This is a genomic window from Streptomyces sp. NPDC006798, assembly GCF_040635975.1.
Taxonomy (GTDB): Bacteria; Actinomycetota; Actinomycetes; order Streptomycetales; family Streptomycetaceae; genus Streptomyces.
In genome coordinates, this window is record NZ_JBEYIS010000033.1 from 20,626 (window position 1) to 45,942 (window position 25,317).

Consider the following 25,317-nt stretch of genomic DNA (forward strand, 5'->3'; position numbering starts at 1 on the left):
GTGCCGGTGGCTAACGCCGTCAGCCGTCCAGGGCGCGGAGTCCGGGTGCGCGAACGGCCCCCGGGTCGCCCGTTCGGCCGAGACCGCGCGCGCCCGTCCCGGGCCCGGGCTCCAATGAACAGATGACCGCGAGCGGCACCCCGCCGGACGACTGCCTCGCCCGCAACGAATGGATCTGCGGCGCCTATCTCTCCACCCGCCGGGAGATCCTGTACGACGCCGTCCTCCAGCACCTCCAGCTCACCGCGGTCTCCGTCGCCCTCGCCCTGCTCCTCGCCGTCCCCCTCGCGGTCGCCGCCCGCCGCTGGCGCTGGGCCGCAGGACCGGTCCTGGCCGTGACCACGGTCCTCTACACCATTCCGTCGCTGGCGATGTTCTCCCTGCTGCTGCCCGTCTACGGACTCTCCGCCTCCCTCGTGATCGCCGGACTCGTCCTCTACTCCCTCACCCTGCTGGTCCGCAATCTCCTCGCCGGTCTCCGCTCCGTCCCCGAGGAGACCCGGCAGGCCGCCCGGGGAATGGGCTACGGACCGGTCCGGCTGCTGCTCGCGGTCGAACTGCCGCTCGCCCTGCCCGCCGCCGCGGCCGGGCTGCGGATCGCCACCGTCTCCGCCGTCTCCCTGGTCACCATCGGCGCCATCGTCGGCTACGGGGGCCTCGGCAACCTCATCTACGCCGGGATGAACACCTACTTCAAGGCCCAGGTCCTGACCGCCTCCGTGCTCTGTGTGGTGATCGCCGTCGCCGCCGACCTCCTGCTCCTCCTGCTCCAGCGACTGGCCACCCCCTGGGACCGGGAACGGAAGGGGGCCGCCGGGTGAACACCCTCTCCCAGGCGTGGAACTGGCTGACCGACCCCGCCCACTGGTCGGGCGAGGGCGGGATCGCCCAACGGCTGACCGAACACCTTCTGCTCACCGTCGTCTGTCTCGTCCTCAGCTGTCTGATCGCCCTGCCCGTCGCCCTCGTCCTCGGCCACCTCGGGCGCGGCGGCGCGCTCGCCGTCAACATCTCCAACGCCGGCCGGGCCGTACCCACCTTCGCCGTCCTCGTCCTGCTGCTGCTCAGCCCGATCGGCGGCTACGGCGAATGGCCCACGATCATCGCCCTCGTCCTCTTCGCCCTGCCCCCGCTGCTCACCAACGCCTACGTCGGCATGCGCGGCGTCGACCGGGACGTCGTCCGGGCCGCCCGCGGTATGGGCATGACGGGCCGCCAACTGCTGCGCGGGGTCGAGGTACCCCTCGCGCTGCCCCTGATACTCACCGGGGTACGGATCGCCGCCGTCCAGCTGGTGGCCACCGCGACCATCGCCGCGCTGGCGGGCGGCGGCGGGCTCGGCCGGATCATCACCGCCGGATTCAATCTGGCGTCCACCCCCCAGGTCGTCGCGGGTGCGGTCCTGGTCGCCGTACTCGCCCTGCTGGTCGAAGGCGTCTGCGTGCTCGCCGAACGCCTCGTGCCCGCGGGCGTCCGCCGGACGGCCGGCTGATGCGCCGCCGCGCCCGAATCCGCGTCCGGATCCGCCGGGCCGTACCCGCCCGGCGGATCCGGGCGCTGCTCGCCGCCGTCGCGCTGCTCCTCGCCGCCGGATCGGCCTGCTCCACCGGCCCGTCGCTGGAACACCGGGGCGATGTCACCGCCCCGCCCGGCGACAGCCGCGATCTGACCATCGGATCCGCGGGCTTCACCGAGAGCGATCTCCTCGCCCAGATGTACGCCCTGCTGCTCCGGCGGGCCGGATACCGTACGGAGATCCTCTCCGTCACCAACCGGGAGATCTACGAACCGGCGCTGGAGACCGGCCGGATCGACGTGGTCCCCGAGTACGCGGCCACCTTCGCCGACTGGCTGAACGCCAAGGCCAACGGGCCCGGGGCGGCGCCGGTCGGCTCACCCGACCTCACGACGACGATGACCGCGCTCCGCCGGCTCGCGAAACCCCGCGGCCTCACCGTGCTCGACCCCGGCCGGGCCGTCGACCAGAACGCCTTCGCCGTGACCCGGGCGTACGCCGCCGAACACGGGCTGAGGACCCTGAGCGATCTCGGCCGGGCGAAGCTCCCGGTCCGGCTGGCGGCGGGCGACGAATGCGTCGAGCGCCCGTACTGCGAACCCGGGCTCCGGAAGACATACGGCATCGACGTCGTCGCGGTCGACCCCAAGGGCGTGGGCACCACCCAGGCGAAACAGGCCGTCCAGAGCGGCCGGGACCAGATGGTCCTCACCACCACCACCGACGCCACCCTCGACGAGTTCGGCCTGGTCCTGCTCGCCGACGACCGGCACCTCCAGAACGCGGACTACATCGTGCCCGTGGTCAACCGGGCCCGGGCGGGCGGCCCCGGCGCCGTCCGCGCCCTCTCGGCGCTCAACAGTGTGCTGACCACGGAGGATCTGGCGTCGATGAACGAACAGGTCGACAGCTGGCGCCGGCTGCCAAAGGACGTGGCCCGGGCCTACCTGGAGCGCGAGGGGCTGCTGTGAGGCGGAGACGTACCGCTCAGCCGGTCCCCGGGCTCCCGGCGACCGGCGGACGGGTATGGAGCTGTTCGAGCCGCCGCTGGAGGACCCGCAGCGCGCCCCGCTGACGACCCGGAACCCGCCGCCGCAGGGCCACCAGCCGGGGCGCCGCCCCCCGGGCCCGGTCCACGTCCCGGATCTGCTCCCACTGGTGGTGCGCCCGGTCGACCGCGCCTTCCACGTCCGGGTCGTCGGCGGTCTGCCGGGCGGTCAGCCGGGCGTCCGCCGCCGACATCCACAGCTCACAGCTGAGCGCCGGGTCCCCGGCGAGCCGGGCCAGATCCGCCCGGACCTCCAGCCAGTGGATCGCCTGCCGTGAACCGGGTCCGTAGACCTGGAGTTCGCGGCGCTCCCACGCGGCGGCGACGGCCGCCGCCTCGGCGTGCCGCCCGGACTGCGCGGCGGCGAGGATCGCCGGATGCGGGTCCTGGACCGTACCCGCCGCCGAATCCTGGACCGTGCCCGGCGCCGAACTCCCGGCCGTCCCCGGCGGATCCTGGGCCGCTCCCGCTCCCGCTCCCGGACCCGGACCCCGAACCGGGCCCGCCGGGGCCGGAGACGGTACGGCCGCGGGAGGCGGCACGGGCCCCGCGCCGGGCAGCGGACCGAAGTCCGGCGCGGGCGTCAGCAGCAGGGCCCCGGCCGGCCCGGACTGCTGGGCCGCCTGCTCGTGCAGCGCCGCGAGACCGGGCCGGGCGCCGCTGCGCCAGATCGCCGCGCACGCCCCGAGATACCCCGGTACGGCCGCCTCCCGGCGGCCCGGCGGCGGCGCCACCTTCCCGTAGAGCCGGATCGCGGAACCGAGTGCGAGCAGCCGGGGGCCCTCATCGGAGAGCCGCTGCCAGACGTCGGGCGCGGTGACGAGGTCGACGACGACGGTCGTCGTCCCCGGCCTGCGGATCGTCAGCTCGGAGGCCAGCCAGTGCCAGGGCAGGGCCGTATAGCGCAGGGTCGTCGGGGTGGTCCTGGCGAGTGCCAGGTGCGGCAGCCGCTGCCGCCGGTCGAGCTGGAGCTGGCCGGTGACGTACAGGAACAGCGGACCCTCGGTGGTCGCGGCGGCCCGGACCCGGGTCAGCACGGTCTGCGGGTCCAGCGGGTCCGCCAGCTCGACCACCGTGGCCGCGTCGGTCCCCGTCAACGCGCTCGGCGGAACGGCGGCGAGCGCGGGCAGCACCGACCCGGCGTCGATCAGACGCCCCTTCCCGACCGGCGCCGCCGCGATGAGCAGCGCGGTCCCCGGCGCGGTCGTGTCCCCACCCTTGATCAGCACAGCAGCACCGTAGCCCAATCCGGTGACCGGATCGCCCGAACACCCTCCGAACCACCGCGACGGAAGCCGCGGCACCGACCGGCGCCCGCGCCGGCCCCGGTCCTGGTGACGCTGGTGCCTACACCGTCCGGTACGCCCGGAGGAAGGTCCGTACGCCCTCGACCACCAGCGGCCGGACCCGGGCGTCCTCCGCGGCGTTGGCGGAGCCGTACCGGTGCAGTGCCGTCCCGAAGGTGAGCGCGATGAACTGGTCGGCCGCGAGCCGGGGGTCGGGGACCTCGAGCAGCCCGGCCGCGCCGAAGGCGGCGAACCGTTCGGCGAGTGCCTCGTCGGGGGTGTCGGCCATGGCGTTCCCGCCGCCCTCCGGCGGTCGTCCGGACTCGGCCCGGACCAGCCGCTGGAGTGTGGCGTACTCCGCCGACCCCAGCATGTCGGTGGCGATCCGCATGGAGAACGCGACCAGGACGTCCTCCAGTTCGGCGGCTTCGGGGCGGTCGGTGAGGGTGTCGTCGAGGATCCGCCGGATCGTGGCGATCAGCGACTGTCCGACGGTGTCGACCACCGCCCGGAGCAGGTTCCGCTTGTCGCCGAAGTAGTCGTAGACCGTGCGCTTCGACACCTCGGCCCGGGCGGCGACCGCGTCGACGCTGGTCCGGTCGAATCCATCGGCGAGGAAGAGGTCCCGGGCCGCGGCGAGGATGGCGGCCCGTTTGGGCGCGGACCCCTCACGCAGGGTCTTCGTGATCGGCATGGCCGTATCCTAACCTTTCTACACTGCACGGTGTAGTTTACTTTCGAGGTGGGGGAGAGAGATCCGCTCCCGCCAACCGTCCACTGCCGTCGGACAATTGAGGAAAGGACGTCCATGACCACGATCGAGCGCGCCCCGGTCCGGGTCGGCAAGCCCGCCGTCGCGGCCCTCGGCCTGCTGGCCGCCGCCACGGGGACGCTGGAGTCGGTGGTGACACCGACGCTTCCGCTGCTCCAGCGGGAGTTATCGATGACCCCCGCCCAAGGCGCCCTGCTCGGCATCACCATGCTCGTCACCGGCGCCCTGGTGACCCCGATCGCGGGCAACCTCGGCGACCGCTACGGCGGCAGGCGGGTGATGCTCCGGCTGATGGCGGTCGTGGTGGCCGGTGGCCTGGTCTCCGCCGCGGCGCCCGATCTGCCGGTACTGCTCATCGGCCAGATCCTCCAGGGCGCGATGGTCGGCGCCATGCCGCTCTCCTTCATCCTGGTGCGTACGTATCTCCCGGCGGGGGAGTCCCAGGTGGCCATCGGGGTGGTCAGCGGGCTCTTCGTCGGCGGCGGCATGCTGGGCACCCTGATCGCCGGGCCCCTCGCGGAACAGCTCTCCCGGCACTGGATGTTCGCCGTGCCGACGATCGCGATCGCCGTGGCGACCCTGCTGGTCCGGATGCTGCTGCCGGACGACCCACCGGCCCGCTCGGACGGCGCCGGGATCGACTGGCCCGGCCTGGTCCTGCTCAGCGGCGTACTGCTGACCTTCATGGCCGGACTCGCGATCGCGCCGGAGGCCGCCGAACTGCCGCTGCCGCTCGTCGCCGTCGTGGTGCTGCTGGTGGTCCTCGTCGCCGCGTGGATCCGGGTCGAACGCCGCTCACCGGCGCCGATGGTCGATCTGGCGCTGCTGGCGAAGCCCGCGATCCGGAGCGCCTACGCGATCACCTTCGCCGTCTGTGTGGGGACCGCGGTCGCCACCCATCTCGTACCGCAACTGCTCGCGGCGTCCGCCGAAGGCCCCGGCTTCGGGGCCGACTCCACCGACATCGGACGGTATCTGCTGCCCGGCGCCGTAGCGGCGGCGGCCAGTGGCCCGCTCGGCGGGGCCGCGGCCCGGCGGTTCGGCGGTACCGCGGTGGTCGCCGCCGGAGTCGCCGTGATGACGGGCGCGCTGATCGCCCTGGCCTTCGTCCACTCCGAGATCTGGCATCTCGTCGTCGCCAAGGCCCTGATCGCCCTGGCCAGTGGTGTCTGTGTGACGGCGATGGTCGTGCGGACCGCCACCGCCGTCGACCGGGACGCCACCGGTACCGCCACCGGACTCGTCCTGGTGACCCGGGTGATCGGCTTCGCCGCGGGCGTCCAGCTCAGCGGTGCCCTGCTCACCGCCGGGACCCCGGCCGGAACGGACGACGCGGCCGGATCGGCCTATGTCACCGGCTTCCTCGTCGCCGGAGCCGTCACGGCGCTCTCCCTGTTCGCCCTCCGCGACCTGAGCAAAGGAGCCGGGAAATGACCCGCGCCGAAACCCCCCGAACCGCGACCGGAACGACGGCCGGGAGCCGTCCCGGGCCCCGGCGTAAGATCCTGATCTCGGGAGCCGGGATCACCGGCCCGGCCCTCGCGTACTGGCTGACCCGGTACGGCCACGCGGTCACCGTGGTGGAGAAGGCGGGCGCGCCGCGCGGCGGCGGCTACCCCGTCGACGTACGCGGCACCGCCTTGGAGGTCGTCCGGCGGATGGGGCTCCTGCCACGGCTGCGCGAGGCGCATATCGACTCGCGCCGGTTCACCTTCCTCGACGGGGACGGCGAGGTCGTCGCCGCCGTCGATCCGTACGCGCTCGGCGGCGGGGTCGCGGGACGAGATCTGGAGATACGGCGCGGGGACCTGGCCGAAGCCCTGTACGCGGCCGTCCGTGACGACGCGGATCTCCGGTTCGACGACACGATCGACACCCTCGACCAGTCCGCCCACGGGGTGGACATCACCTTCCGCCGGGGCGGCGGACGCACCTTCGACCTGGTCATCGGCGCCGACGGGCTCCATTCCAGGACCCGGGAGCTGGTGTTCGGCCCCGAGGAGCGGTTCCACCGGTATCTCGGCTACTGCTTCGCCGGATTCACCCTGCCCAACACCTTCGGTCTCTCCCACGAGATCGTGATGTGGAACTCCCCGGGCCGGGCCGCCGCCCTCTACGCCGTGGCCGACGACGGCGACGTTCATGCTTTTCTCAACTTCGCCCGACCCAGGCCGCCGTTCGACGCCTTCCGCGATCCGGCGGCCTGGCTCGACCCGGTGGCCGAGGTCTTCGCCGGTGCCGGATGGGAGGTCCCGGGCCTGATCGGCGCCATGGGCGAAGCCGGCGACCTCTTCGCCGACACGGTCGCCCAGATCCGGCTGCCCCGCTGGTCCAGCGGCCGGGTCGCCCTGGTCGGCGACGCCGCCTACGCGCCCTCGTTCCTCACCGGACAGGGCACCAGTCTCGCCCTCGTCGGCGCCTACATGCTGGCCGGCTGCCTGGCCGGAGCGGCGGACCCCGCCGAAGCCTTCGCCGCCTACGAACGCCGCACCCGGCCCTTCGTCACCGCCAACCAGGACCTGATCGGGGACGGCGACGCCGTGCTCTTCCCCACCACCGCCGGGGGCCTGCGGCGCCGTAACGAGATGCTGCGGGCGCTCCGTACCGCGCCCGCCGCCGGACGGCCCGCCCACTCGGCCCTCACCCTGCCCGTCTTCACGCCCGGGCGGTGACCCCGGGCCCGGGCGCCGGTGACGACGGCCGTCATCGGCGCCCGGGCCCGGCCTTCCGGACCAGGCGCGGCCGATGTCCCGTCAGGGCGTCGGCAGCGGCTTGCGCATCACCTTCTGCCGGGTCACCCCGTCCGGCAGCGGAAGACCCGGTTCGGGGGAGGTGGTGAAACCGTTCCGCAGATAGAGCGCGATCGCCGCCGGATTCCCGGGCACGACCAGCAGCCGCAGCGACCGCGCGCCGAGCCGCCCGGCCCGCTCCTCGCAGGCCGCGAGCAGCCGGTCGCCGACCCCGAGGCCCCGGGCGGCCGGGGCCACCCGGACCGAGCGGATCTCGTAGCAGCCGGCCTCGTCGCCCGGCACGATCCGGGCCATCCCCGCGGGCTCACCGGCCCGTTCGGCGATCAGATCGCACGAACCCGGCGCCGCCGGCATCGTCCGCCAGCGGTCCTCCTCGCCCCGGTGCCAGTCGGCGGCCCGTGTCATGAAGGCGTACGGGCGTCGGCCAGCGCCGAATGCCGCAGCGCGCTCCACAGCGACCAGTCCTCGTCCCTGGCGTTCCGTATGGTCACCATGCGGGGGAGTGTGCCGCGAATCCCGGCCCGGCGGCCCGGACCGTCCGTACCGTGGACCGTGCCGGGCTCCGAAAGCCCGGCGGGCCCGGCCGGTCCGGCGGGCTCGGCGGGTCCGGCCTCAAGCGTCGGAGACCGAGTCGAACTCCACCTCGTCCCGGGCCACGCCCTGCGCGTCCGCGTCCACCGAGCGGCGCAGCGCCTCATGGAGCTTGGCCGGGGTCAGCACCCCGGCGAACCGGTCGCCGTCGAGGACCGCGATCCAGCCCGCGTCGTGCTGGAGCATCTCACCGAACGCCTTCTTCAGCGGCGCGCCCAGCGGAACCCAGGCTTCCATCCGGCGGGCCAGCTCGCCGACCGTGCCCTCCCGGCCCGCGATGGCCAGGGCGTCGGCGGCGACCCAGCCGTGGAGTCCGCCGCCGGTGTCGAGGACGACGGCCCAGCGGGCGCCCTCGTCCCGCAGCCGGGCGGCGGCCCCACCGGCGGCCTCGTCGACCCGGGCGACCGGCGGCTGCTCCAGGTCGGCGGCCTCGATCCGGGTGACCGAGAGCCGTTTGAGACCCCGGTCCGCGCCGACGAACCGGGCCACGTAGTCGGTCGCCGGGGTGCCGAGGACGGCGGCCGGGGTGTCGTACTGCTCGATATGCCCCTGGCCGTACACGGCGATCCGGTCACCCATCCGGACCGCCTCCTCGATGTCATGGGTGACCAGGAGAACCGTCTTGCGGACGGACGACTGGAGGGCCAGGAACTCGTTCTGGAGCCGCTCGCGGACGACCGGGTCGACCGCGCCGAAGGGCTCGTCCATCAGAAGGACCGGCGGATCGGCGGCCAGCGCCCTCGCCACCCCCACCCGCTGCCGCTGCCCGCCGGAGAGCTGGGCCGGATAGCGGGAGCCGTACGTCGTCGGGTCGAGGCCGACCAGTTCGAGCAGTTCGGCCGCCCGGGCGCGGGCCCTGGCCTTCCGCCAGCCCAGCAGGGCGGGGACGGTGGCGGTGTTGTCGAGGACCGTACGGTGCGGGAAGAGCCCGGCGCCCTGGATGACATAGCCGATCCGGCGGCGCAGCTTCACCGGGTCGACGGCCGAGACGTCCTCGCCGCCGACGCTGATCCGGCCCGACGTCGGCTCGATCAGCCGGTTCACCATCATCATCGTGGTCGTCTTGCCGCACCCCGAAGGGCCGACCAGGGTCACCAGCTCGCCCTCGGCCACCTCGAACGACAGACCCTCGACGGCGGTCGTCCCGTCCGGGTAGACCTTGCCGACCTGCTCGAACCGGATCATGCCCCCACGCTAGGAGCGGGCCGGACGCCGCGCACACGGGCGGCCACCGTACGGGGAGCTTTTGTCATGAGCCTTGCGAATTAAGGAGACGGCTGCTTCCATCCGGTTAGGAAAGTTTCCTAACCGTCCCGGGACCCCCCCACGAACGCCGTCCAGGGGAGACGCCATGACACCCTCACACCCCACCCGCCTCTCACACCTCTTACGCCTCTTACGGAGCCGGTTCGCCGGGCTCGGGGCGGCCGTCGCCGCACTGCTCCTCGCCGTCACGGCCGCCGCCCCCGCCGCACCGGCCCCGGCCCGTACCGCCGCGACCGCACCGGAGGGAACCACCGTCGCCGACACCGCCGCCCCGGCCGGCAGCCCCGTCGAGGCCAACGGCCGGCTGAAGGTCTGCGGCACCGGACTCTGCAACGAGCACCGCAGGCCCGTCCAGCTCCGCGGCATGTCCACCCACGGCCTCCAGTGGTACGCCCGCTGTGTCTCCCCGGGCTCCCTCGACGCCCTGGCCCGCGACTGGAAAGCCGACGTCCTGCGGATCTCCATGTACATCCAGGAAGGCGGCTACGAGACCGATCCGCGCCGCTTCACCGACCTCGTCAGCTCCGCGATCGACGAGGCCACCGAACGCGGGATGTACGCCGTCGTCGACTGGCACATGCTCACCCCCGGCGACCCGCACCACAACCTCGCCCGCGCCAGGACCTTCTTCACCGAGATCGCCCGCCGCCACGCCGGGAACGAGAACCTGCTCTACGAGATCGCCAACGAGCCCAGCGGCGTCTCCTGGCCCCGGATCAAGAGCTATGCCGAACAACTGATCCCGGTCATCCGCCGCCAGGACCCGCACACCCCGATCCTCATCGGCACCCGCGCCTGGTCGTCCCTCGGTGTCTCCGAGAGCGCCGACGAGTCCGAGATCGTCGCGAACCCGGTGAACGCGGAGAACATCATGTACACCTTCCACTTCTACGCGGCGTCCCACCGGGACCCGTACTACGCCGCGCTCTCCCGGGCCGCCGACCGGATCCCCCTCTTCGTCACCGAGTTCGGCACTCAGAACTACGCGGGGGAGGGTGCCGACGACTTCGCGGCGGCCCGCCGCTACCTCGATCTGCTGGACCGGAAGAAGATCAGCTGGATCAACTGGAACTACTCCGACGACCACCGCTCCGGAGCCGTCTTCAAGCCCGGTACCTGTGCCGCCGACGGCCCCTGGACCGGAACGTCCCGGCTGAAGGAGGCCGGGAAGTGGATCCGCGACCGGATCAGGACCCCGGACGACTTCACGGCGGCGGGAACCGGCGGCCGGCCGTAGGATCTCGTCGCCGGGGAACCGCGCGCATATGAGGCCGAGCCTCCGCTCCTGTGAGACGAGCGGAGGCTCGGGCCGTGGCGGCGATCGGAAGCGCGCTTGTGAGCCCCCCGCGGAGACTCGTAACATCCACGACGGTGACACCTGGGGGGAGTGAGCGCCATGGGGCGTCGAGAGTTACCCGTCGATCCCACGGCCGGACCGGTGCAGCGATTCGCCTACGAATTGCGCAAGCTCCGCGTGGAGGCGGGCGGTGTCACCTATCGGGCCATGGCACGCCACGTCCCCTACTCGGTGAGCACGCTTTCCCGGGCCGCCGCCGGAGAGCAACTGCCGTCGCTGGAGGTCACCCTGGCCTACGCGGGGGCGTGCGGCGGTGATCTCCGCGAGTGGGAGCGGCGCTGGCGCGAGGCGGCCGACGCCATCGCGGAAGAGCTCGCGCCGGAAGACGGCACCGACTCCCCGTACCAGGGGCTGGCCCGCTTCGAGGTCGGTGATCACGAACGGTTCCACGGACGCGACGAGCTGATCGCCAAGGCGCGCGGGCTCGCCGCCGGAAACCGCTTCGCCGCCGTGTTCGGGCCGTCCGGCAGCGGAAAATCGTCCCTGCTCCGGGCCGGACTCGTGCCCGCACTCCGGGCCGGTGGCGAGAATCTGGCCGCCATCCGCATCCTCACCCCGGGCGACCGTCCCCTCCGTACCCACGCCGATGCGCTGGTGCCGAAGGAACCCGGGGCGGACGGGAACCGTCGGGGCGACACCCTGCTCCTGGTCGACCAGTTCGAAGAGCTCTTCACCCTCTGCGCCGACCCCGCCGAGCGGACCGCCTTCATCGACCGGCTCGTCGCCGCCCGGGACCCGGACAGCCGGCTCCGGGTGATCATCGCCGTTCGCGCCGACTTCTACGGCCACTGCGCCGAACACCGTTCCCTGGCCGACGCCCTCACCGACGCGTCGCTCCTGGTCGGGCCGATGACACCCGCCGAGCTACGGGAGGCGATCGTCGGACCGGCCCATGGGGCCGGGCTGATCGTCGAACGGGAGGTGACCGCGCGGCTGGTCGCCGAGGTGGAAGACGAGCCGGGCGGGCTGCCGCTGCTGTCGCACACCCTGCGGGAGACCTGGCGACGCCGCCGGGGCCGGACACTGACCACCGCCGCCTACGAGGCGGCGGGCGGCCTCCACGGGGCGATCGCCCGCACCGCCGAGCACGTCCTCGCCGACCTCTCCGACGAACGACAGCGGCTGGCCCGTCTCGTACTGCTGCGGCTGATCACCCCCGGCGACGGCGCACCCGACACCCGGCACCCGGTCACCCGGGCGGAACTCGGCTTCGGCGACCCCGCCGAGATCACGCTCGTCGTGGAACGACTGGCCCGCGCCCGCCTCCTCACCCTCGACGACGACACCGTCGACCTCGCCCACGAAGCCCTGATCACCGCCTGGCCCCGCCTCCGTACGTGGATCGACGACGACCGCCACCGGCTGCGCGTTCACCGCAGACTGAGCCAGGCCGCCCGGAACTGGCAGGAACTCGGCCGGGACTCCGGAGCCCTCTACCGGGGTATCCGCCTGACCGAGGCCCTCGAAGCCTTCCCCGCCCCGGGCGGACCGGCGGAACTCACCCCTCCGGAAGAAGCCTTCCTCGTCGCCAGCCAACGACGCAGGCAGGCCGCGACGCGCCGGACCCGACGCCTCAGCGCCCTCCTGGCCTGCGTGCTCGTGCTGGCGCTGCTCGCCGCCGGGGTCGCCCTCTGGCAGCGGCAGATCGCCCGCGAATCCCAGCAGAGGGCCGTCGCCGCACAGCAGACGGCCCAGTCACGACAGGCCGCCGCGCAGTCCGCGGCCCTGATGGAGAGGGACCCCGACGTCGCCTCGTTGCTGGCCGTCCACGCCTACCGGGCCAGCCCGACCGCCGAAGCCACCGCCGCACTGAACACGGCCGCCGACCATCCTCTCCGCCGGGTGATCGCCACCCGCCCGGGCGGGAGAGTCGTCGTGGCGTTCAGTGCGGACAGCCGCACCCTCGCCACCGTCGACGAGGGCGACGGGACCCTGCAACTACGGGATGTGGGCACAGGCGTTGTCCGCACCATGTCCTCCGGACATACCGCCGTGGTGGCGTCTCTGGCGTTCAGCCCCGACGGCCTCGCTCTCGCCACCGCGAGTGACGACAAGTCGGTGCGCCTCCTGGACCTGGCCACGGGAAAGCCTCGCGTGCTCAACGGCCACACCGATGCGGTGACGTCGGTGGCCTTCAGCCCCGACGGCCGTATCCTCGCCAGCGGAAGCATGGACGGCGCGGCACGGTTGTGGGACGTGGCCACAGGCAGCTCCCGCGCCCTTGTCCCCGAGGGCGCCCGCGCGGTGGCCTCAGTGGCGTTCAGTCCGGACGGCCGTACTCTCGCCGTGGGCACCGGCAACGCGGTAAGCCTGTGGAACACCGCCACGGGGAACGTGGTCGCCGCCGACACCGGGAGCGTGGTGTCGGTGGCGTTCAGCCCGGATGGCCGCACCTTGGCCACCGCGGACGGCGACGGAGGAGTGCGGCTCAGGGATCCGGCCACGAGCGAGCCCCGTACCACGCTCCCCGGCGCCGGGGAGACATTCCTGGTGGCGTTCAGCCCCGATGGCAACAGCCTCGTCACCGCGGGCAGTACCGACGGGACCGCGCAGCTGAGGGACGCGGGCACGGGCGAGTTGCGCAGCACGCTCGTCGGCCACACCGACACGGTGGTCACGGTGGCGTTCAGTCCGGACGGCCGTACGTTGGCCACCGGTAGTGACAGCGGGGTGCGCCTGTGGAACATGGTGAGCGGAGAGGCCCTGAGCGGCCATACCTCCGACGTGGTCTCCATCGCGTTCAGTCCCGACGGGCGGACCGTCGCGACGGGAAGCCGTGACGCCACCGCGCGGCTCTGGGACGTCGGCACGGGAGAGTCGCGCCGCACGCTGACCGGTCATACCGGCGAAGTGGCGTCGGTCGCGTTCAGTCCGGACGGCCGGACCCTTGCCACCGGAAGCCATGACCGGACGGTGAAGCTCTGGGACGCCATGACGGGAAGACTCCGGGACACGCTGTCCGGCCGGGCAGATGGCGCGGGTGCCGTGGATTTCAGTCCCGACGGCCGCACCCTCGCCTTCGGCGGCCGGTACTCGGCCTGGCTGTGGGATGTGGCCACGCGAAGGCTTCGGACCAGTTTTACGGGACATACCGACGTGGTGGTGTCGGTGGCGTTCAGTCCGGACGGCCGGACCCTTGCCTCCGCGAGCCGCGACGGGAACGTACAGTTGTGGGACGCCTCGACGGGAACGACTCGGGCCACTCTGAGGGGCCCGGGCCCGACGGTGGGCTCCATGGCCTTCAGCCCGGACGGCCGTACTCTCGCCACGACGGGTGGCGGCGGGGCCGTGCACTTGCGGGACGCGGACACGGGTGAGACATACGCGACGCTCACCAGCCCCGTCGGTGTGGTGGTGTCGGTGGCGTTCAGTCCGGACGGTCGTACCCTGGTCGCCGGAAGCCGAGACACGACTTCACCGAAGTGGGACGCCGTCAGTGGCGCGCTACGGCCTTCGGCCGACGAGAGCGTGCTCATGGCGGCGTTCAGCCCCGACGGCCGCACCCTGGCCACCGCCGACAGGGATCTGACGGTGCGACTGTGGGACCTGGGTACGCGGACCGTCCGAGCGACCCTGCCCGGTCACGCCGAGGAAGAACCGTCCCTGCCGCTCGCCCCTGACGACCGGGCCGCGACCGCCGAAGACGACACGACCGTGTGGCTGCGAAACGTGTCCCTGCCCGGGCCGGACGAAGCGATCCGGAAGATCTGCCGCGCCCTGCGCCGGGACCTCACCCCCGCCGAACGGTCGTCCTATCTCCCCGGCCATCATCACCGCCCGGTCTGCCCCTGAGCCCGCGGTCCCCCCACCCCCGGCCGCCTCCGCTGCCGCCGTGTGGTCCTATGGGCGGGCATATCCATGTACGGAGCAATCACACGGCAGGAGAATCAGTGACCAGCTATCACCAGCCCGGCGTCGTCGTCACCGACCACCGCTTCACCGTCCCCCTCGACCACGACGACCCCGACGGCGGACAGCTGGAACTCTTCGGCCGGGAGATCGTCGCCGTCGGCCGGGCCGACGACGATCTGCCGTGGCTCCTGTATCTGGAGGGCGGCCCCGGCTTCGGTGCCCGGCGGCTGGTCGGCCGGCAGGCGTGGCTGGACCGGGCCCTGCGGGAGTACCGGGTCCTCCTGCTCGACCAGCGGGGCACCGGCGCCTCCAGTCCGCTGAACCGGCAGTCGCTGGCCGCCTTCGCCGACCCCGCCGCCCAGGCCGACCACCTCGCGAAGTTCCGGGCCGACAGCATCGTCCGGGACTGCGAGGCCGTCCGGCCCCGGCTCACCGGCGGCGCGCCCTGGACCGTACTCGGTCAGAGCTTCGGCGGGTTCTGCGCCACCCACTATCTGAGCACCGCGCCCGAAGGGCTCCGGGAAGTCCTGATCACCGGCGGACTGCCGAGCCTCGGGCTGCACGCGGACGACGTCTACCGGGCCGCCTACCCCCGGATCGCGCGGAAGGCCGATGCCCACTACGACCGCTATCCGCAGGACGTGGCGCGGGCCCGCCGGATCGCCGCCCATCTCGCCGAACACCGCACCGTGCTGCCCGGCGGCTACCACCTCACCCCCGAGGCCTTCCAGTCCCTCGGGCTGATGCTCGGCACCGCCGACGGCAGCCACCGGCTGCACTATCTGCTGGCCGACGCCTTCATCCGGGCCGGGGACCGCCAGGAACTCTCCGACGCCTTCCAGGAGTCGGCCCTCGCCGCCCTCTCCTTCGCCGGACATCCCCTCTACGCCCTGCTCCACGAGGCGTGCTACGGCGGCGCGGGCGGCCGCCCCACCGGCTGGGCCGCCGAGCGGGTCCGGACGGAGTTCCCCCGCTTCGACGCCCTCGCCGCCCTCGAGGGCGACGACCCCGTCCTCTTCACGGGTGAGACCATCCACCCCTGGCACTTCGAGACCGATCCGGCCCTGCGGCCCCTGCGGGACGCCGCCGAACTGCTCGCCCACCGGGCCGACTGGCCCGCCCTCTACGACCCGGCCCGGCTCGCCGCCAACGAGGTGCCCGTCGCCGCCGTCGTCTACCACGACGACATGTATGTGGACACCGCCCACTCCCTGGAGACCGCCCGGGCCGTCCGGGGGCTCCGTACCTGGGTGACCGACGAGTACGAGCACGACGGGCTGCGGATGGGTCCCCGGGTGCTCGACCGGCTCATCGGCCTGGTCCGCGGCGAGATCTGACTCCGCCGCGAGTCCCTCGCACGTCCGCCGCCCGCCCGCCGTCCGTCCGCCGTGAACCGGCCGTGAACCCGTCGTGATCCGGGTCCGCGACGTATCCTGCGATCATGACCGACGCCACGGACCGGACGGACCAGCTCGCCCCGATGCCCGACGACTGGCGGCGCGCCCTGGCCGTCGTCGCCCACCCCGACGACCTGGAGTACGGCTGCTCCGCCGCGGTCGCCGGATGGACCGACGACGGCAAGGAAATCGCCTATCTGCTCGCCAGCCGGGGCGAGGCGGGCATCGACACCGTCGCGCCCGCCGAGTGCGGCCCCCTGCGGGAGCGCGAACAGCGGGCGAGCGCGGCGGTGGTCGGTGTGAGCACGGTGGAGTTCCTCGACCACCGCGACGGCGTGATCGAGTACGGTACGGCGCTCCGCCGCGACATCGCCGCCGCCATCCGCCGCCACCGCCCCGAACTGGTCATCACCCTCAACCACCGGGACACCTGGGGCGGTACGGCCTGGAACACCCCCGACCACCGGGCGGTCGGCCGGGCCACCCTGGACGCGGCGGCCGACGCGGGCAACCGCTGGATCTTCCCCGAACTCGTCGAGGAGCAGGGGCTCGAACCGTGGGACGGGGTCCGCTGGGTCGCCGTCGCCGGATCGACGAGCCCCACCCACGCGGCCGACGCCACCGCCGGACTCGAACGCTCCGTGGCGTCGCTGCTGGAGCACCGTACCTATATCGAGGTCCTCACCGACCAGGACCCCGAGGCGTACTGCCGGGGCTTCCTCACGGAGAACGCCGAGGCCACCGGCCGCCGGTTCGGCGGCCGCCCCGCGGTCGCCTTCGAACTCTTCCCGCGCTGACCGGCGGCCCGGGGCCCGCGTCCGCGCCCCGGCGGCGGGAGGCCGCCCCGCCGGAGCGGGCGCGGCCCGTCGCGGCAGCTACCAGCGCGCGGCCTTCGCGTGGTACGTCAGCCCCGGCCAGGCCTGGACCGGCTCCTTCGAGTACACGATCCGGCCCGCGCACATCTTCCGCCCGGCCAGCCCCGCCACGATCTTCGGGATGGCGTCGAGCGTCGTCCGCAGCCCGTCGTGGAGCAGGATGATGCCGCCGGGACGGACCGTCAGCGCGTTCGCCGCGATCGCGTCGGCCGAGATCCCGCTCCAGTCGGCCGTATCGGCCGTCCAGATCACCTCGGTCATCCCCAGCCTGGCCGCGTCCTGCCGGGTCCGGGTGTCCGTACTCCCGAACGGGGGTCTGAACAGCCTCGGCGCCCGGCCGGTCTGCTGCCGTACGACCCGGCTGGTGTCCCGCAGTTCGGCGAAGGCCGCGGCGGGGTCGAGGGCGACGAGATTCGGGTGGGTGTAGGTGTGGTTGCCGATCTGATGCCCGTCCTCGGCGATCCGCCGGGTCAGCTCCGGCCGCTCGGCGGCCCGCGAACCCAGGACGAAGAAGGTCGCGCGGACGTCACCGGCGTCCCGCAGCGCCTCCAGATAGGCCGGGGTGTCGGCCGTCGGCCCGTCGTCGAAGGTGAGGGCGGCGTAGCCGCCGGAGCAGCGGCCGCCGCCCCCCGAGTCGCCGTGCGCCGCTCCCGGCGCCGTCACCAGCGACATCACGGTCGCCAGGGCGGCACCGAGCCATATCCGGGTCATGCCTCGCCTCTTCATGCCGATTCCTCTCGGTACGGTCGATCGACGGATCGCCGTGGCCGGGGAGGACCGGAGCGGCCGTCACTCCGGGCCGGCGCGTCCTACGCCGTCCGGAGTGATGTCCCGACCCTGTGTACCGTTCCCGCCTGCCCGTCCACGCGAGGCCGGGTTGTCTCGCACATCAGTGCGTGGGTCGGCCGGGGACCATTGAACGCCACCCCGGGGTTCCTACGGGCGGGTAATCGGCCTTTTCCCAGGGGGAGTTCCGAGGTCGGTCCGTAAACCCCGGCAAGATCCGGAAGGAAGCCCTAGAGTCTTTCCCATGGGTGTCGCAGTAACTGACTAGTCCGGGCGTATCGCGCCACGGCCACAGCCGAGCCGTACCGGTGTCACCGGTGGGGCCGGTTCGCCGTACCGGTACAGAAGCGTCCCGACGACCTCTGGTCGTGACCTTCCTTTGCCTGGAGCACCCACCTCATGAATGTTCTCCCCGGAAACGGGGGAGCGCCCCGTGCCGTCGACCGACGGATGCCGACGCTCGCCCTGCTCTCCCTCCTCCAGTTCCTCATCGCCCTCGACGTCACCGTGGTGAATGTGGCGCTGCCGACCATCGGCGCCCGGTTCGACGCCTCCGCCGACTCCCTCACCTGGGTCGTCACCGGCTATACCCTCGTCGGCGGCGGACTGCTGCTGCTCGGTGGCCGGGTCACCGATCTGCTGGGCCGCCGCCGGATGTTCCTGCTCGGGGCCGGTCTGTTCGCCGTCGCCTCGCTCGTCGCCGGGGCGGCGCCCGATCTGCCGACCCTGATCGGGGCCCGGTTCGCCCAGGGCGCCGGTGAGGCGCTGGCCTCGCCCGCCGCGATGTCGCTGATCGCCCTGGCCTTCCCCGAGCCCGCCGAACGGGCCAGGGCCCTCGGAATCTGGGGCGCCATCTCGGTCGGCGGTCTCGTCGCCGGTGTGCTGCTCTCCGGAGTGATCACCGAACTCCTCCACTGGCGCTGGATCTTCGGGATCAATGTCCCGATCACGGTCGCCGTGCTGCTGCTCGCGCCGAGGCTGATCCCGGCCGACGCGCCCCGGGGCCGGAGCGCGCCGCTCGATCTGCCGGGCGCCGCGCTGCTGACGGCCGGGCCGCTCTGTCTCGTCTTCGGCATCGTGGAATCGGCGCCCTGGGCGATCGCGGCGGGCATCGCGCTCGTGGTCGCCTTCGTCGCGGTGGAGGCCGGGACCCGGCATCCGCTGGTTCCGCTCGGCTTCCTCACCCATCGGGTCCGGGCCGTCGCCAACGGCGTCACGGTGCTGCTCAGCGCGGCGCTCTCGACCGCGTTCTTTCTGCTGACGCTCTATCTGCAGCAGGTGCTCGGCTTCGGCCCGCTGGCGGCCGGGCTGGCCTTTCTGCCGTTCTGCGGCGCCCTGTTCCTCGCGATCTCCCAGGTCTCACGGCTGATCGGGACGGTCGGGGTGAACCGGACGGCGCTGCTGGGACTGGGGCTCACTGCGGCCGGTCTCGGCTGGCTGGCCCGGCTCCCGGACCGGGGCACCTACGTCGTCGACGTGCTGCCGGGGATGGTCGGGGTCGCCGCCGGGATGGGCATCGGACTGATCGCCCTCCAGCACGCGGCCCTGCACGGGGTCACCGAGGACGACGCCGGGACCGCCTCCGGCGTCCAGCGCTCGGTCGACCAACTCGGCGGCTCCCTCGGGCTCGCCGTCCTGGTGGGGGTCGCCACGGACGCCGGCGGTGTCGAGGGCTTCCGTACGGCGTTTCTGTACGCCCTGACGGGGGTGGTCGCGGCGGCGGTGGTCCTGTTCGTCGCCGGGCCCCGCGACCGGAAGCCCGCCGCGTCCGAGGACCCGGGGAATGCCGTGCCGGGGTCCGCGGCGGGCGGGCCGGACGACGCGGCCGGGGCACGGGAGGCGGAGGCCTAGGCCGTGTCGGCAAAGTCCCGCCTGGCTCGCGACGCCCGGTACGCGCGCTCTCCCCCGTAGTCCTTCGGGCGCGGGAGGTGCCCCCGGCGTTGTCGGGGTTTCCCGAGTGCGTTCCGTACGGGGGAGACCGCCCCCTGGCTTCGCCGGGGACCCCCACCGCCGTCGCGAATTCGCACGCACCGGACGCCGCGGGCCCCGCCCTGCGGACGGACGGCGCCATTTCGACGACACGGCCTAGCGCCGGAGCGGCGGCGGGCCGGATCGCGTACGGACGCGGTACGGCCCGCCGGTCAGCGCGCGGTCCAGCGCGCCACGGGCCAGTCGGACTTGTCGAAGCCCTTCGGGAGGACTCCGCACGGCGCGTGCAGCGTCACCGCGAGGATCCGGGTCGGCCGGTACCAGTTGACGTCGATCTTGTCCTTGCCGTTCGGGGCGGTATAGCGGAAGCCCTGCTCGGAGGCGATGTTCTCACTGACCAGCCGCCAGCCCTGCCGCTCCAGCCGGGCCCGGACCCGGTCCTGGCCCGCGCGGGCCGTCGCCGGATCCATGTCGTCGAACTTCCAGTGCAGCCAGAACCCGGCGACATCGGGCCGGGTCCCGGTGTGGAACAGACCCCGCAGCCCCCGGTAGGGGCAGGTGCTGGTGGCGACGTCGGCACTGACCGCCGGGCGGCCCGGCAGCGCCAGATCGTCGTAGACCACCTGCGCCTGCGCCTTCAGGCCCTCGGCGACCCGGTCCGGATCCGTACTCGGGTAGGCCGTCCCGTTCCACCAGAGCCCGCCGACGGCGAGCAGACCCGTGAGGGCCAGCACACCAGCGGTCCACAGCACCGGGCCGGGGCGACGGCGGCTATTCCCGGGGCCGGACGGCCCGGCGGCGTAGGGCGGTGGCTGATTCTGCATGCCCGGAGCGTAGAACGCGCCCACGCGGCGCGATATGGGTCCGGATACTCAGACCCCGGGATGAGTACGGCCGCCGGGCCCGGGGCCGCGACACCGGCCCGTACGGCCGCCGCTCAGACCGGGGCGCCGCCGAAGGAGACCTCATTGCCGTCGGGGTCGCGGTAGACCGCCTTGCGTACCCCGTTGGCGTACGTCTCGCGCTGATCGGGCTCCAGTCCCCGGGCGGCGACCGCCGCCACCCGCTCGTCGAAGCCCCCGACGAAGACGGTGTGCAGGGCGCCACCGGCCCGGCCGGGCCGGTGCTCGATGAAGAGACACCGGTGCTCCGCCAGTTCCCACACGGCTTCCGTGTCGTTCGGGAGGAAGGCGGGCGGCGCGCCGAGCAACCGCTCGTACCACTCCAGGGCCCGGGGACAGACGCTGACGGGAATTCCCGCGAAGAGATCGACTGCCATCGCCGCATCCCAGGGCGAGGGTCCGACAACCGGCGCGTACCGGACCGTTGGCCGTCGGGTCGAACCGGCCCGGGGCGTCAGCGGTCGGCCGCCGGGGGCAGCTCCCCGGGCGTCGGGTACGACGACTGCGCGCCCCGCGCGGTGACGGCCGCCGCGCCCACGCGGCAGGCGTAGACGGCCGCGGACTCCAGGGATTCGCCCAGACCCAGCCGCCAGGCCAGGGCCGCCGTGAAGGCGTCGCCCGCGCCCGTGGTGTCGACGGCCGTGACCCGCGGGCTCCGGATCCGTGCGCAGACCGCGGCGCCCGCCACCATCGCGCCCAGGGCGCCGAGGGTGACGACCACCGAACGCGGGCCCAGCGACAGCAGCCCCAGCGCCCGGTCGCGGGGCTCGCCGCCCGGGTCGCCGCCGAGCAGCGCACGGGCCTCGTGCTCGTTGACGATCAGCGGATCGCAGGCCGCGAGGACCTCCGCGGGCAGCCTCCCGGCGGGGGGCGGCGACGGATTGAGGACGAACCGGCCGCCCGGGCCGAGGACGCGGACCGTCTCCACCACCGTCTCCAGCGGGATCTCCAGCTGGGCCGAGACCACCCGGGCCGCGCGGACCGCCCCGGCCGCCGCCCGGACATCGGCGGGGGAGAGCAGGGCGTTCGCGCCCGGCGAGACCACGATGCCGTTGTCGCCGGACGAGTCGACGGTGATCAGGGCGACACCCGTCGCGGCGCCGCCGACGAGAACGGCCGAGGTGTCGACCCCGGCGGCCCGCTGCGCGGCCAGCAGCAGCCGCCCGTGGTCGTCGTCGCCGACCCGGGCCAGCAGCGCAGTCCGCGCCCCAAGCCGGGCCGCGGCGACCGCCTGGTTGGCGCCCTTGCCGCCCGGGTGGACGGCGAGCGGGGAGCCGAGGACCGTCTCGCCCGGGCCCGGTCGCCGCTCGACCCCGACCACCAGATCGGCGTTGGCCGACCCGACCACCAGCAAGTCGCATCCGTCCATGCGTCCGCCCACTCCGCTTCTCGTCCCCGTCCGGCCGTTGCCGTACCGGTGGCGCCGCGAGCCCGCCGCCGCGTACAGCCTGCCCTCCCGTACGGCGCCCGATCCGGGCGGGGCCGCCGCAACCGGCCGCCCCGGTACGGGAGTCGGTGCTCCGGCCCCGACCGGCATGGGCACGGTTTGACAAAACGGCTTGCCGGTTCTGCAATGGATCCATGAGTGGGGAGCAGCGGAGGAACGCCCGGAGCGCGCCGGTGGACGAGGGCGCCGGGGACCCGGCGGAGGCGGGGCGGATCGGGGCCGTACTGGACGGGGTCGGGCCCCGGCTGCGCCGGATCCGGCGGGAGCGGGGCGCCACTTTGGAGGCCCTGTCGGAGGTCACCGGGATCTCCGTCTCCACCCTCTCCCGGCTGGAGTCGGGGCAGCGGCGCCCCAGTCTCGAACTGCTGCTGCCGCTGGCCCGCGCCCACCGGATGCCGCTGGACGACCTGGTCGGCGCGCCCGCCGTGGAGGACCCCCGGGTGCGGACGAAGCCGATCGTGCGGGAGGGGCGGACGATGCTGCCGCTCACCCGCAGGCCGGGCGGGCTCCAGGCGTACAAGGTGGTGCTGGAACCGGCGGCCGCCGAGCCCGATCCGCGTGCCCATGAGGGATACGAGTGGCTGTACGTGCTCTCCGGGCGGCTGCGGCTGGTCCTCGGCGAGCACGATCTGGTGCTGGGCCCGGGCGAGGCGGCCGAGTTCGACACCCGCGTTCCGCACTGGTTCGGCGCCTCCGGCGACGCGCCGGTGGAGGTGCTGAGCCTCTTCGGCCCCCAGGGGGAACGGATGCACGTCCGCGCCCGCCCCCGCGCGGCTCGCCGGGACGCCGATGAGGGCGTGTCCTGTGGATCGGGCCGGATCGGGCCGGATCGGTGAGCGGGGGCCGGTGCCGTGGATCGCAAGGCGGAGGATGGCGGACCCCCACCCGCACCGCCCGACCGCCGGACCCCGTGAGCCCGGCAGGATCCACGAATAGGCTCCCGCCCCGCGCCGTGCGGCAGCGTGCCGGGCATCGCTCCGGCGCCCGCGTGCTTCCCGCGGCGTGACACGCCCCGGCGCGCCCCGCCCGCGGCCTTCCTTCGGGGCAAGCGACCGCTTAGCATGCGGCTGATTCGGTTGACTCGCTTGATTCTCTGAGGCGCCACCACCGACGGCAGGGGAGGCCCGGATGCGGAGCCGGCGAGCGGACCGGCCCGACGAACCGGGCGGGGCGACCGGGTCCCGGACGGCGGGAGGCGCCTCACGATGACCACGGACACCTCCGGCGGGGCCACCCAGCCACCCGGCGCCGACGCGCTGCGCGCCAGGGCCCGGGACCTGATCGCCGCCGTACCGCCCGCCACCACTCCGTCCGCCGACTTCCTGCGCGCCCGGTTCGACGCCGGACTCGCCTGGGTGCACTACCCCGAAGGGCTCGGCGGCCTCGGCGCCGCCCGCGCCCTCCAGCCCGTCGTGGACGCCGAACTCGGTACCGCCGGGGCTCCCTCCAACGACCCCCACCGCATTCTGATCGGCCTCGGTATGGCCGCCCCCACCCTGCTCGCCCACGGCACCGAGACCCAGCGGCGCCGCTTTCTGCGCCCGCTGTGGACCGGTGAGGAGGTGTGGTGCCAGCTGTTCAGCGAGCCGGGCGCGGGATCCGATCTCGCCGGGCTCGCCACCCGCGCCGTCCGGGACGGCGACGCCTGGACCGTCGACGGCCGCAAGGTCTGGACCTCCAGCGCCCATCTCGCCCGCTGGGGGATCCTGCTGGCCCGGACCGATCCGGCCGTCCCCAAACACCGGGGCCTCACCTGCTTCGTCTGCGATCTGACCGCCTCCGGGGTCGAGATCCGCCCCCTGCGGCAGCTCACCGGTGAGGCCGAGTTCAACGAGGTCCTCCTCGACGGGGTACGGATCCCGGACGCCCATCGCGTCGGTGCCGTCGGGGACGGCTGGCCGGTGGCCCGTACGACCCTGATGAACGAGCGCGTCTCCATCGGCGGCGCCCGGCTGCCCCGCGAGGGCGGCATGATCGCCAAGGCCGCCGCCGTCTGGCGCGACCGCCCCGAGCTGCGCACCCATGAACTGCACCAGCGGCTTCTGGGGCTCTGGGTGGAGGCCGAGGTCGCCCGGCTCACCGCCGAACGGGTCCGCCAGGATCTCGCCGCCGGACACCCCGGCCCCGAGGGCAGTGCCGTCAAACTCGCCTTCGCCCGGCTCAACCAGCGGATCAGCGGATTCGAGGTCGAACTGCGGGGCGGCGAGGGACTGCTCTACGACGACTGGACGCTCCGCCGCCCCGACCGGGTCGACTTCACCGGCCGGGACTGCGGCTACCGCTATCTGCGCGCCCGCGGCAACTCCATCGAGGGCGGCACCGACGAGGTCCTGCTCAACATCGTCGCCGAACGTGTCCTCGGCCTGCCCGCCGAACCCCGCGACGACAAGGACGTCCCCTGGAAGGACCTGGCCCGGTGACCCCCGAGACCGCCCGGCCCCCGGCCGCCGAAACCGCCCCCGACCTCCGCTACTCCGACACCGAGACCGCCTTGCGCGCCTCCGTCCGCGCCCTCCTCGACGACCGCGCCGACCCGGCCGGGCTGACGGCCCGCGCCGAGACGGGCGATCCGTACGACGCCGGGGTGTGGCGGGCGCTCGCCACCGATATCGGTATCGCCGGGCTGCTCGTCCCCGAAGCCCTCGGCGGGCAGGGCGCGGGCCACCGCGAGGCCGCCGTCGTCCTGGAGGAACTGGGCCGGGCCGTCACCCCCGCCCCGGTCCTCACCTCCTCCGTCATCGCCACCGAGACCCTGCTCGCTCTCGACACCGGCCGGGCCGAGGTCGCCGGGCTGCTGGCCGCCGTCGCCACCGGGCGGACCGTCGCCGTACTCGCCGTACCGCTGGCCGCCGATCCCTACGCCCCGCCGCCCCCGCCCGCCGACGGCCGGATCAGCGGTGTCGCCGACGCGCTCGCCGCCGACGTCCTGCTCGTGCCCAGGACCGACGGGCTGTACGCGGTCGACGCCGCCGACGCCCTGATCGAGCCGCTGACCACCCTCGACCTCACCCGGCCGCTCGCCACCGTGAGCCGCGCCACCGGCGGGACCCGGCTCGCCGGGCCCGCCGAGACCGGCCGGGCCGTCCGGCGCGGACTGCTCGCCGGGGCCGGACTGCTCGCCTCCGAACAGCTCGGGGTCGCCGAATGGTGTCTGGAGCGGACCGTCCGCCACACCCGCGAGCGCCGTCAGTTCAACCGCCCCGTCGGCTCCTTCCAGGCGCTCAAGCACCGGATGGCCCGGCTCTGGCTCGATCTGGTCTCGGCCCGCGCCGCGGCCAGGAACGCCGCCGACGCCCTCGCGACCGGCGCCCCCGACACCGCCGTCGCGGTCGCCGTCGCCGGGGCGTACGTCTCCGACGCCGCGGTCCGGGCCGCCGAGGAGTGTGTCCAACTCCACGGCGGGATCGCCATGACCTGGGAACATCCCGCGCACCTCTATCTCAAGCGCGCCAAGTCCGGGCAGATCGCTCTGGGTTCCCCCGGGCGCCATCGGGCGGAACTGGCCGCCCTGGTCTCGCTCCCCATGCCCTGACCTGCGTAGAA

21 protein-coding genes are annotated in these 25,317 nt (G+C 73.7%); 13 read left to right on the forward strand and 8 right to left on the reverse strand.

The genetic code is table 11. The features are described 5' to 3' along the window. The first annotated feature begins 122 nt into the window (after positions 1–122). Genes ABZ714_RS22175 through ABZ714_RS22185 form a run of 3 tightly spaced genes read left to right on the forward strand, consistent with a single transcriptional unit; the run spans position 123 to position 2,487 of the window. On the forward strand, positions 123–821 hold the full coding sequence (locus tag ABZ714_RS22175) for an ABC transporter permease (RefSeq protein ID WP_358827014.1): 699 nt from the start codon (positions 123–125) through the stop codon (positions 819–821). Next, positions 818–1,492 (forward strand): ABC transporter permease subunit, encoded by a 675-nt coding sequence (locus ABZ714_RS22180; protein ID WP_358827015.1) that lies wholly within the window; start codon positions 818–820, stop codon positions 1,490–1,492. The genes ABZ714_RS22175 and ABZ714_RS22180 overlap by 4 nt, the downstream gene beginning before the upstream one ends. Beyond that, complete coding sequence (locus tag ABZ714_RS22185) at positions 1,492–2,487, forward strand: ABC transporter substrate-binding protein (protein ID WP_358827016.1); 996 nt, start codon at positions 1,492–1,494, stop codon at positions 2,485–2,487. The genes ABZ714_RS22180 and ABZ714_RS22185 overlap by 1 nt, the downstream gene beginning before the upstream one ends. Positions 2,488–2,503: 16 nt before the next feature. On the opposite strand, the gene ABZ714_RS22190 is transcribed toward ABZ714_RS22185, so the two are convergent. Beyond that, the gene (locus ABZ714_RS22190) at positions 2,504–3,793 is read right to left on the reverse strand and encodes a hypothetical protein (RefSeq protein ID WP_358827017.1); all 1,290 of its coding nucleotides are present in this window, start codon (positions 3,791–3,793) and stop codon (positions 2,504–2,506) included. A gap of 118 nt (positions 3,794–3,911) precedes the next feature. Next, a complete protein-coding gene (locus ABZ714_RS22195; protein WP_358827018.1) occupies positions 3,912–4,544 on the reverse strand; it encodes a TetR/AcrR family transcriptional regulator in 633 nt (210 codons plus the stop codon). A 114-nt stretch (positions 4,545–4,658) separates the two neighbouring features. On the opposite strand from ABZ714_RS22195, the gene ABZ714_RS22200 reads away from it, so the two are divergent. Both ABZ714_RS22200 and ABZ714_RS22205 read left to right on the forward strand, forming a co-directional pair. Further along, positions 4,659–6,056 (forward strand): MFS transporter, encoded by a 1,398-nt coding sequence (locus ABZ714_RS22200; RefSeq protein ID WP_358827019.1) that lies wholly within the window; start codon positions 4,659–4,661, stop codon positions 6,054–6,056. Then, positions 6,053–7,294, forward strand: a complete 1,242-nt coding sequence (locus ABZ714_RS22205; protein WP_358827020.1) for an FAD-dependent monooxygenase — start codon at positions 6,053–6,055, stop codon at positions 7,292–7,294. Before ABZ714_RS22200 ends, ABZ714_RS22205 begins: the two co-directional genes overlap by 4 nt. Before the next feature lie 81 nt (positions 7,295–7,375). Here ABZ714_RS22205 and ABZ714_RS22210 read toward each other — a convergent pair whose 3' ends face one another. Together ABZ714_RS22210 and ABZ714_RS22215 are read right to left on the reverse strand one after the other, a co-directional pair. Next, positions 7,376–7,777 (reverse strand): GNAT family N-acetyltransferase, encoded by a 402-nt coding sequence (locus ABZ714_RS22210; RefSeq protein ID WP_358827021.1) that lies wholly within the window; start codon positions 7,775–7,777, stop codon positions 7,376–7,378. 207 nt (positions 7,778–7,984) lie between these two features. Further along, positions 7,985–9,148, reverse strand: a complete 1,164-nt coding sequence (locus tag ABZ714_RS22215; protein ID WP_358827022.1) for an ATP-binding cassette domain-containing protein — start codon at positions 9,146–9,148, stop codon at positions 7,985–7,987. 166 nt (positions 9,149–9,314) lie between these two features. Here ABZ714_RS22215 and ABZ714_RS22220 point away from each other — a divergent pair, with 166 nt between their 5' ends. The 4 genes from ABZ714_RS22220 (at position 9,315) to ABZ714_RS22235 (ending at position 16,632) form a co-directional block, all read left to right on the forward strand. After that, positions 9,315–10,466: a glycoside hydrolase family 5 protein gene (locus ABZ714_RS22220; RefSeq protein ID WP_358827023.1), complete on the forward strand. Its 1,152-nt coding sequence runs from the start codon at positions 9,315–9,317 to the stop codon at positions 10,464–10,466. Positions 10,467–10,625: 159 nt separating this feature from the next. Then, positions 10,626–14,378, forward strand: a complete 3,753-nt coding sequence (locus ABZ714_RS22225) for a hypothetical protein (RefSeq protein WP_358827024.1) — start codon at positions 10,626–10,628, stop codon at positions 14,376–14,378. A gap of 98 nt (positions 14,379–14,476) precedes the next feature. Further along, positions 14,477–15,775 carry an alpha/beta fold hydrolase gene (locus ABZ714_RS22230; RefSeq protein ID WP_358827025.1) on the forward strand — a complete coding sequence of 433 codons (1,299 nt, stop codon included), beginning with the start codon at positions 14,477–14,479 and terminating at the stop codon, positions 15,773–15,775. Positions 15,776–15,879: 104 nt separating this feature from the next. Then, positions 15,880–16,632 (forward strand): PIG-L deacetylase family protein, encoded by a 753-nt coding sequence (locus ABZ714_RS22235; protein WP_358827026.1) that lies wholly within the window; start codon positions 15,880–15,882, stop codon positions 16,630–16,632. A gap of 78 nt (positions 16,633–16,710) precedes the next feature. Here ABZ714_RS22235 and ABZ714_RS22240 read toward each other — a convergent pair whose 3' ends face one another. Then, on the reverse strand, positions 16,711–17,436 hold the full coding sequence (locus ABZ714_RS22240) for a polysaccharide deacetylase family protein (protein WP_358827027.1): 726 nt from the start codon (positions 17,434–17,436) through the stop codon (positions 16,711–16,713). A 510-nt stretch (positions 17,437–17,946) separates the two neighbouring features. Between ABZ714_RS22240 and ABZ714_RS22245 the strand changes: the two genes are divergently transcribed. Then, a complete protein-coding gene (locus tag ABZ714_RS22245; protein WP_358827028.1) occupies positions 17,947–19,347 on the forward strand; it encodes an MFS transporter in 1,401 nt (466 codons plus the stop codon). A gap of 290 nt (positions 19,348–19,637) precedes the next feature. Here the strand turns inward: ABZ714_RS22245 and ABZ714_RS22250 are convergent, their stop codons facing one another. From ABZ714_RS22250 to ABZ714_RS22260, 3 genes are all read right to left on the reverse strand, one after another. After that, a complete protein-coding gene (locus ABZ714_RS22250; protein ID WP_358827029.1) occupies positions 19,638–20,249 on the reverse strand; it encodes a hypothetical protein in 612 nt (203 codons plus the stop codon). A 113-nt stretch (positions 20,250–20,362) separates the two neighbouring features. Then, entirely contained in the window at positions 20,363–20,704 is a 342-nt protein-coding gene (locus ABZ714_RS22255) for a VOC family protein (RefSeq protein WP_358827030.1), read from the reverse strand. Positions 20,705–20,781: 77 nt separating this feature from the next. Continuing rightward, positions 20,782–21,696, reverse strand: a complete 915-nt coding sequence (locus ABZ714_RS22260; RefSeq protein ID WP_358827031.1) for a ribokinase — start codon at positions 21,694–21,696, stop codon at positions 20,782–20,784. Positions 21,697–21,908: 212 nt separating this feature from the next. Here ABZ714_RS22260 and ABZ714_RS22265 point away from each other — a divergent pair, with 212 nt between their 5' ends. The 3 genes from ABZ714_RS22265 to ABZ714_RS22275 all read left to right on the forward strand — a co-directional run bounded on the left by ABZ714_RS22265 (position 21,909) and on the right by ABZ714_RS22275 (position 25,306). Continuing rightward, positions 21,909–22,610, forward strand: a complete 702-nt coding sequence (locus ABZ714_RS22265) for an XRE family transcriptional regulator (RefSeq protein ID WP_358827032.1) — start codon at positions 21,909–21,911, stop codon at positions 22,608–22,610. Between the two features lie 369 nt (positions 22,611–22,979). Next, positions 22,980–24,194, forward strand: a complete 1,215-nt coding sequence (locus ABZ714_RS22270) for an acyl-CoA dehydrogenase family protein (RefSeq protein ID WP_358827033.1) — start codon at positions 22,980–22,982, stop codon at positions 24,192–24,194. Beyond that, positions 24,191–25,306, forward strand: a complete 1,116-nt coding sequence (locus ABZ714_RS22275) for an acyl-CoA dehydrogenase family protein (RefSeq protein WP_358827034.1) — start codon at positions 24,191–24,193, stop codon at positions 25,304–25,306. Before ABZ714_RS22270 ends, ABZ714_RS22275 begins: the two co-directional genes overlap by 4 nt. The last annotated feature ends 11 nt before the right edge of the window (positions 25,307–25,317 follow it).

What these genes read in the sequence shown, in the direction of transcription:
- ABZ714_RS22195 (WP_358827018.1), bottom strand. Translation starts at nt 4,544, where the DNA reads ATGCCGATCACGAAGACCCTGCGTGAGGGGTCCGCGCCCAAACGGGCC.
- ABZ714_RS22225 (WP_358827024.1), top strand. Translation starts at nt 10,626, where the DNA reads ATGGGGCGTCGAGAGTTACCCGTCGATCCCACGGCCGGACCGGTGCAG.
- ABZ714_RS22205 (WP_358827020.1), top strand. Translation starts at nt 6,053, where the DNA reads ATGACCCGCGCCGAAACCCCCCGAACCGCGACCGGAACGACGGCCGGG.
- ABZ714_RS22215 (WP_358827022.1), bottom strand. Translation starts at nt 9,148, where the DNA reads ATGATCCGGTTCGAGCAGGTCGGCAAGGTCTACCCGGACGGGACGACC.
- ABZ714_RS22185 (WP_358827016.1), top strand. Translation starts at nt 1,492, where the DNA reads ATGCGCCGCCGCGCCCGAATCCGCGTCCGGATCCGCCGGGCCGTACCC.
- ABZ714_RS22255 (WP_358827030.1), bottom strand. Translation starts at nt 20,704, where the DNA reads ATGGCAGTCGATCTCTTCGCGGGAATTCCCGTCAGCGTCTGTCCCCGG.
- ABZ714_RS22220 (WP_358827023.1), top strand. Translation starts at nt 9,315, where the DNA reads ATGACACCCTCACACCCCACCCGCCTCTCACACCTCTTACGCCTCTTA.
- ABZ714_RS22175 (WP_358827014.1), top strand. Translation starts at nt 123, where the DNA reads ATGACCGCGAGCGGCACCCCGCCGGACGACTGCCTCGCCCGCAACGAA.
- ABZ714_RS22270 (WP_358827033.1), top strand. Translation starts at nt 22,980, where the DNA reads ATGACCACGGACACCTCCGGCGGGGCCACCCAGCCACCCGGCGCCGAC.
- ABZ714_RS22250 (WP_358827029.1), bottom strand. Translation starts at nt 20,249, where the DNA reads ATGCAGAATCAGCCACCGCCCTACGCCGCCGGGCCGTCCGGCCCCGGG.
- ABZ714_RS22210 (WP_358827021.1), bottom strand. Translation starts at nt 7,777, where the DNA reads ATGACACGGGCCGCCGACTGGCACCGGGGCGAGGAGGACCGCTGGCGG.
- ABZ714_RS22245 (WP_358827028.1), top strand. Translation starts at nt 17,947, where the DNA reads ATGCCGACGCTCGCCCTGCTCTCCCTCCTCCAGTTCCTCATCGCCCTC.
- ABZ714_RS22200 (WP_358827019.1), top strand. Translation starts at nt 4,659, where the DNA reads ATGACCACGATCGAGCGCGCCCCGGTCCGGGTCGGCAAGCCCGCCGTC.
- ABZ714_RS22235 (WP_358827026.1), top strand. Translation starts at nt 15,880, where the DNA reads ATGACCGACGCCACGGACCGGACGGACCAGCTCGCCCCGATGCCCGAC.
- ABZ714_RS22265 (WP_358827032.1), top strand. Translation starts at nt 21,909, where the DNA reads ATGAGTGGGGAGCAGCGGAGGAACGCCCGGAGCGCGCCGGTGGACGAG.
- ABZ714_RS22240 (WP_358827027.1), bottom strand. Translation starts at nt 17,436, where the DNA reads ATGAAGAGGCGAGGCATGACCCGGATATGGCTCGGTGCCGCCCTGGCG.
- ABZ714_RS22260 (WP_358827031.1), bottom strand. Translation starts at nt 21,696, where the DNA reads ATGGACGGATGCGACTTGCTGGTGGTCGGGTCGGCCAACGCCGATCTG.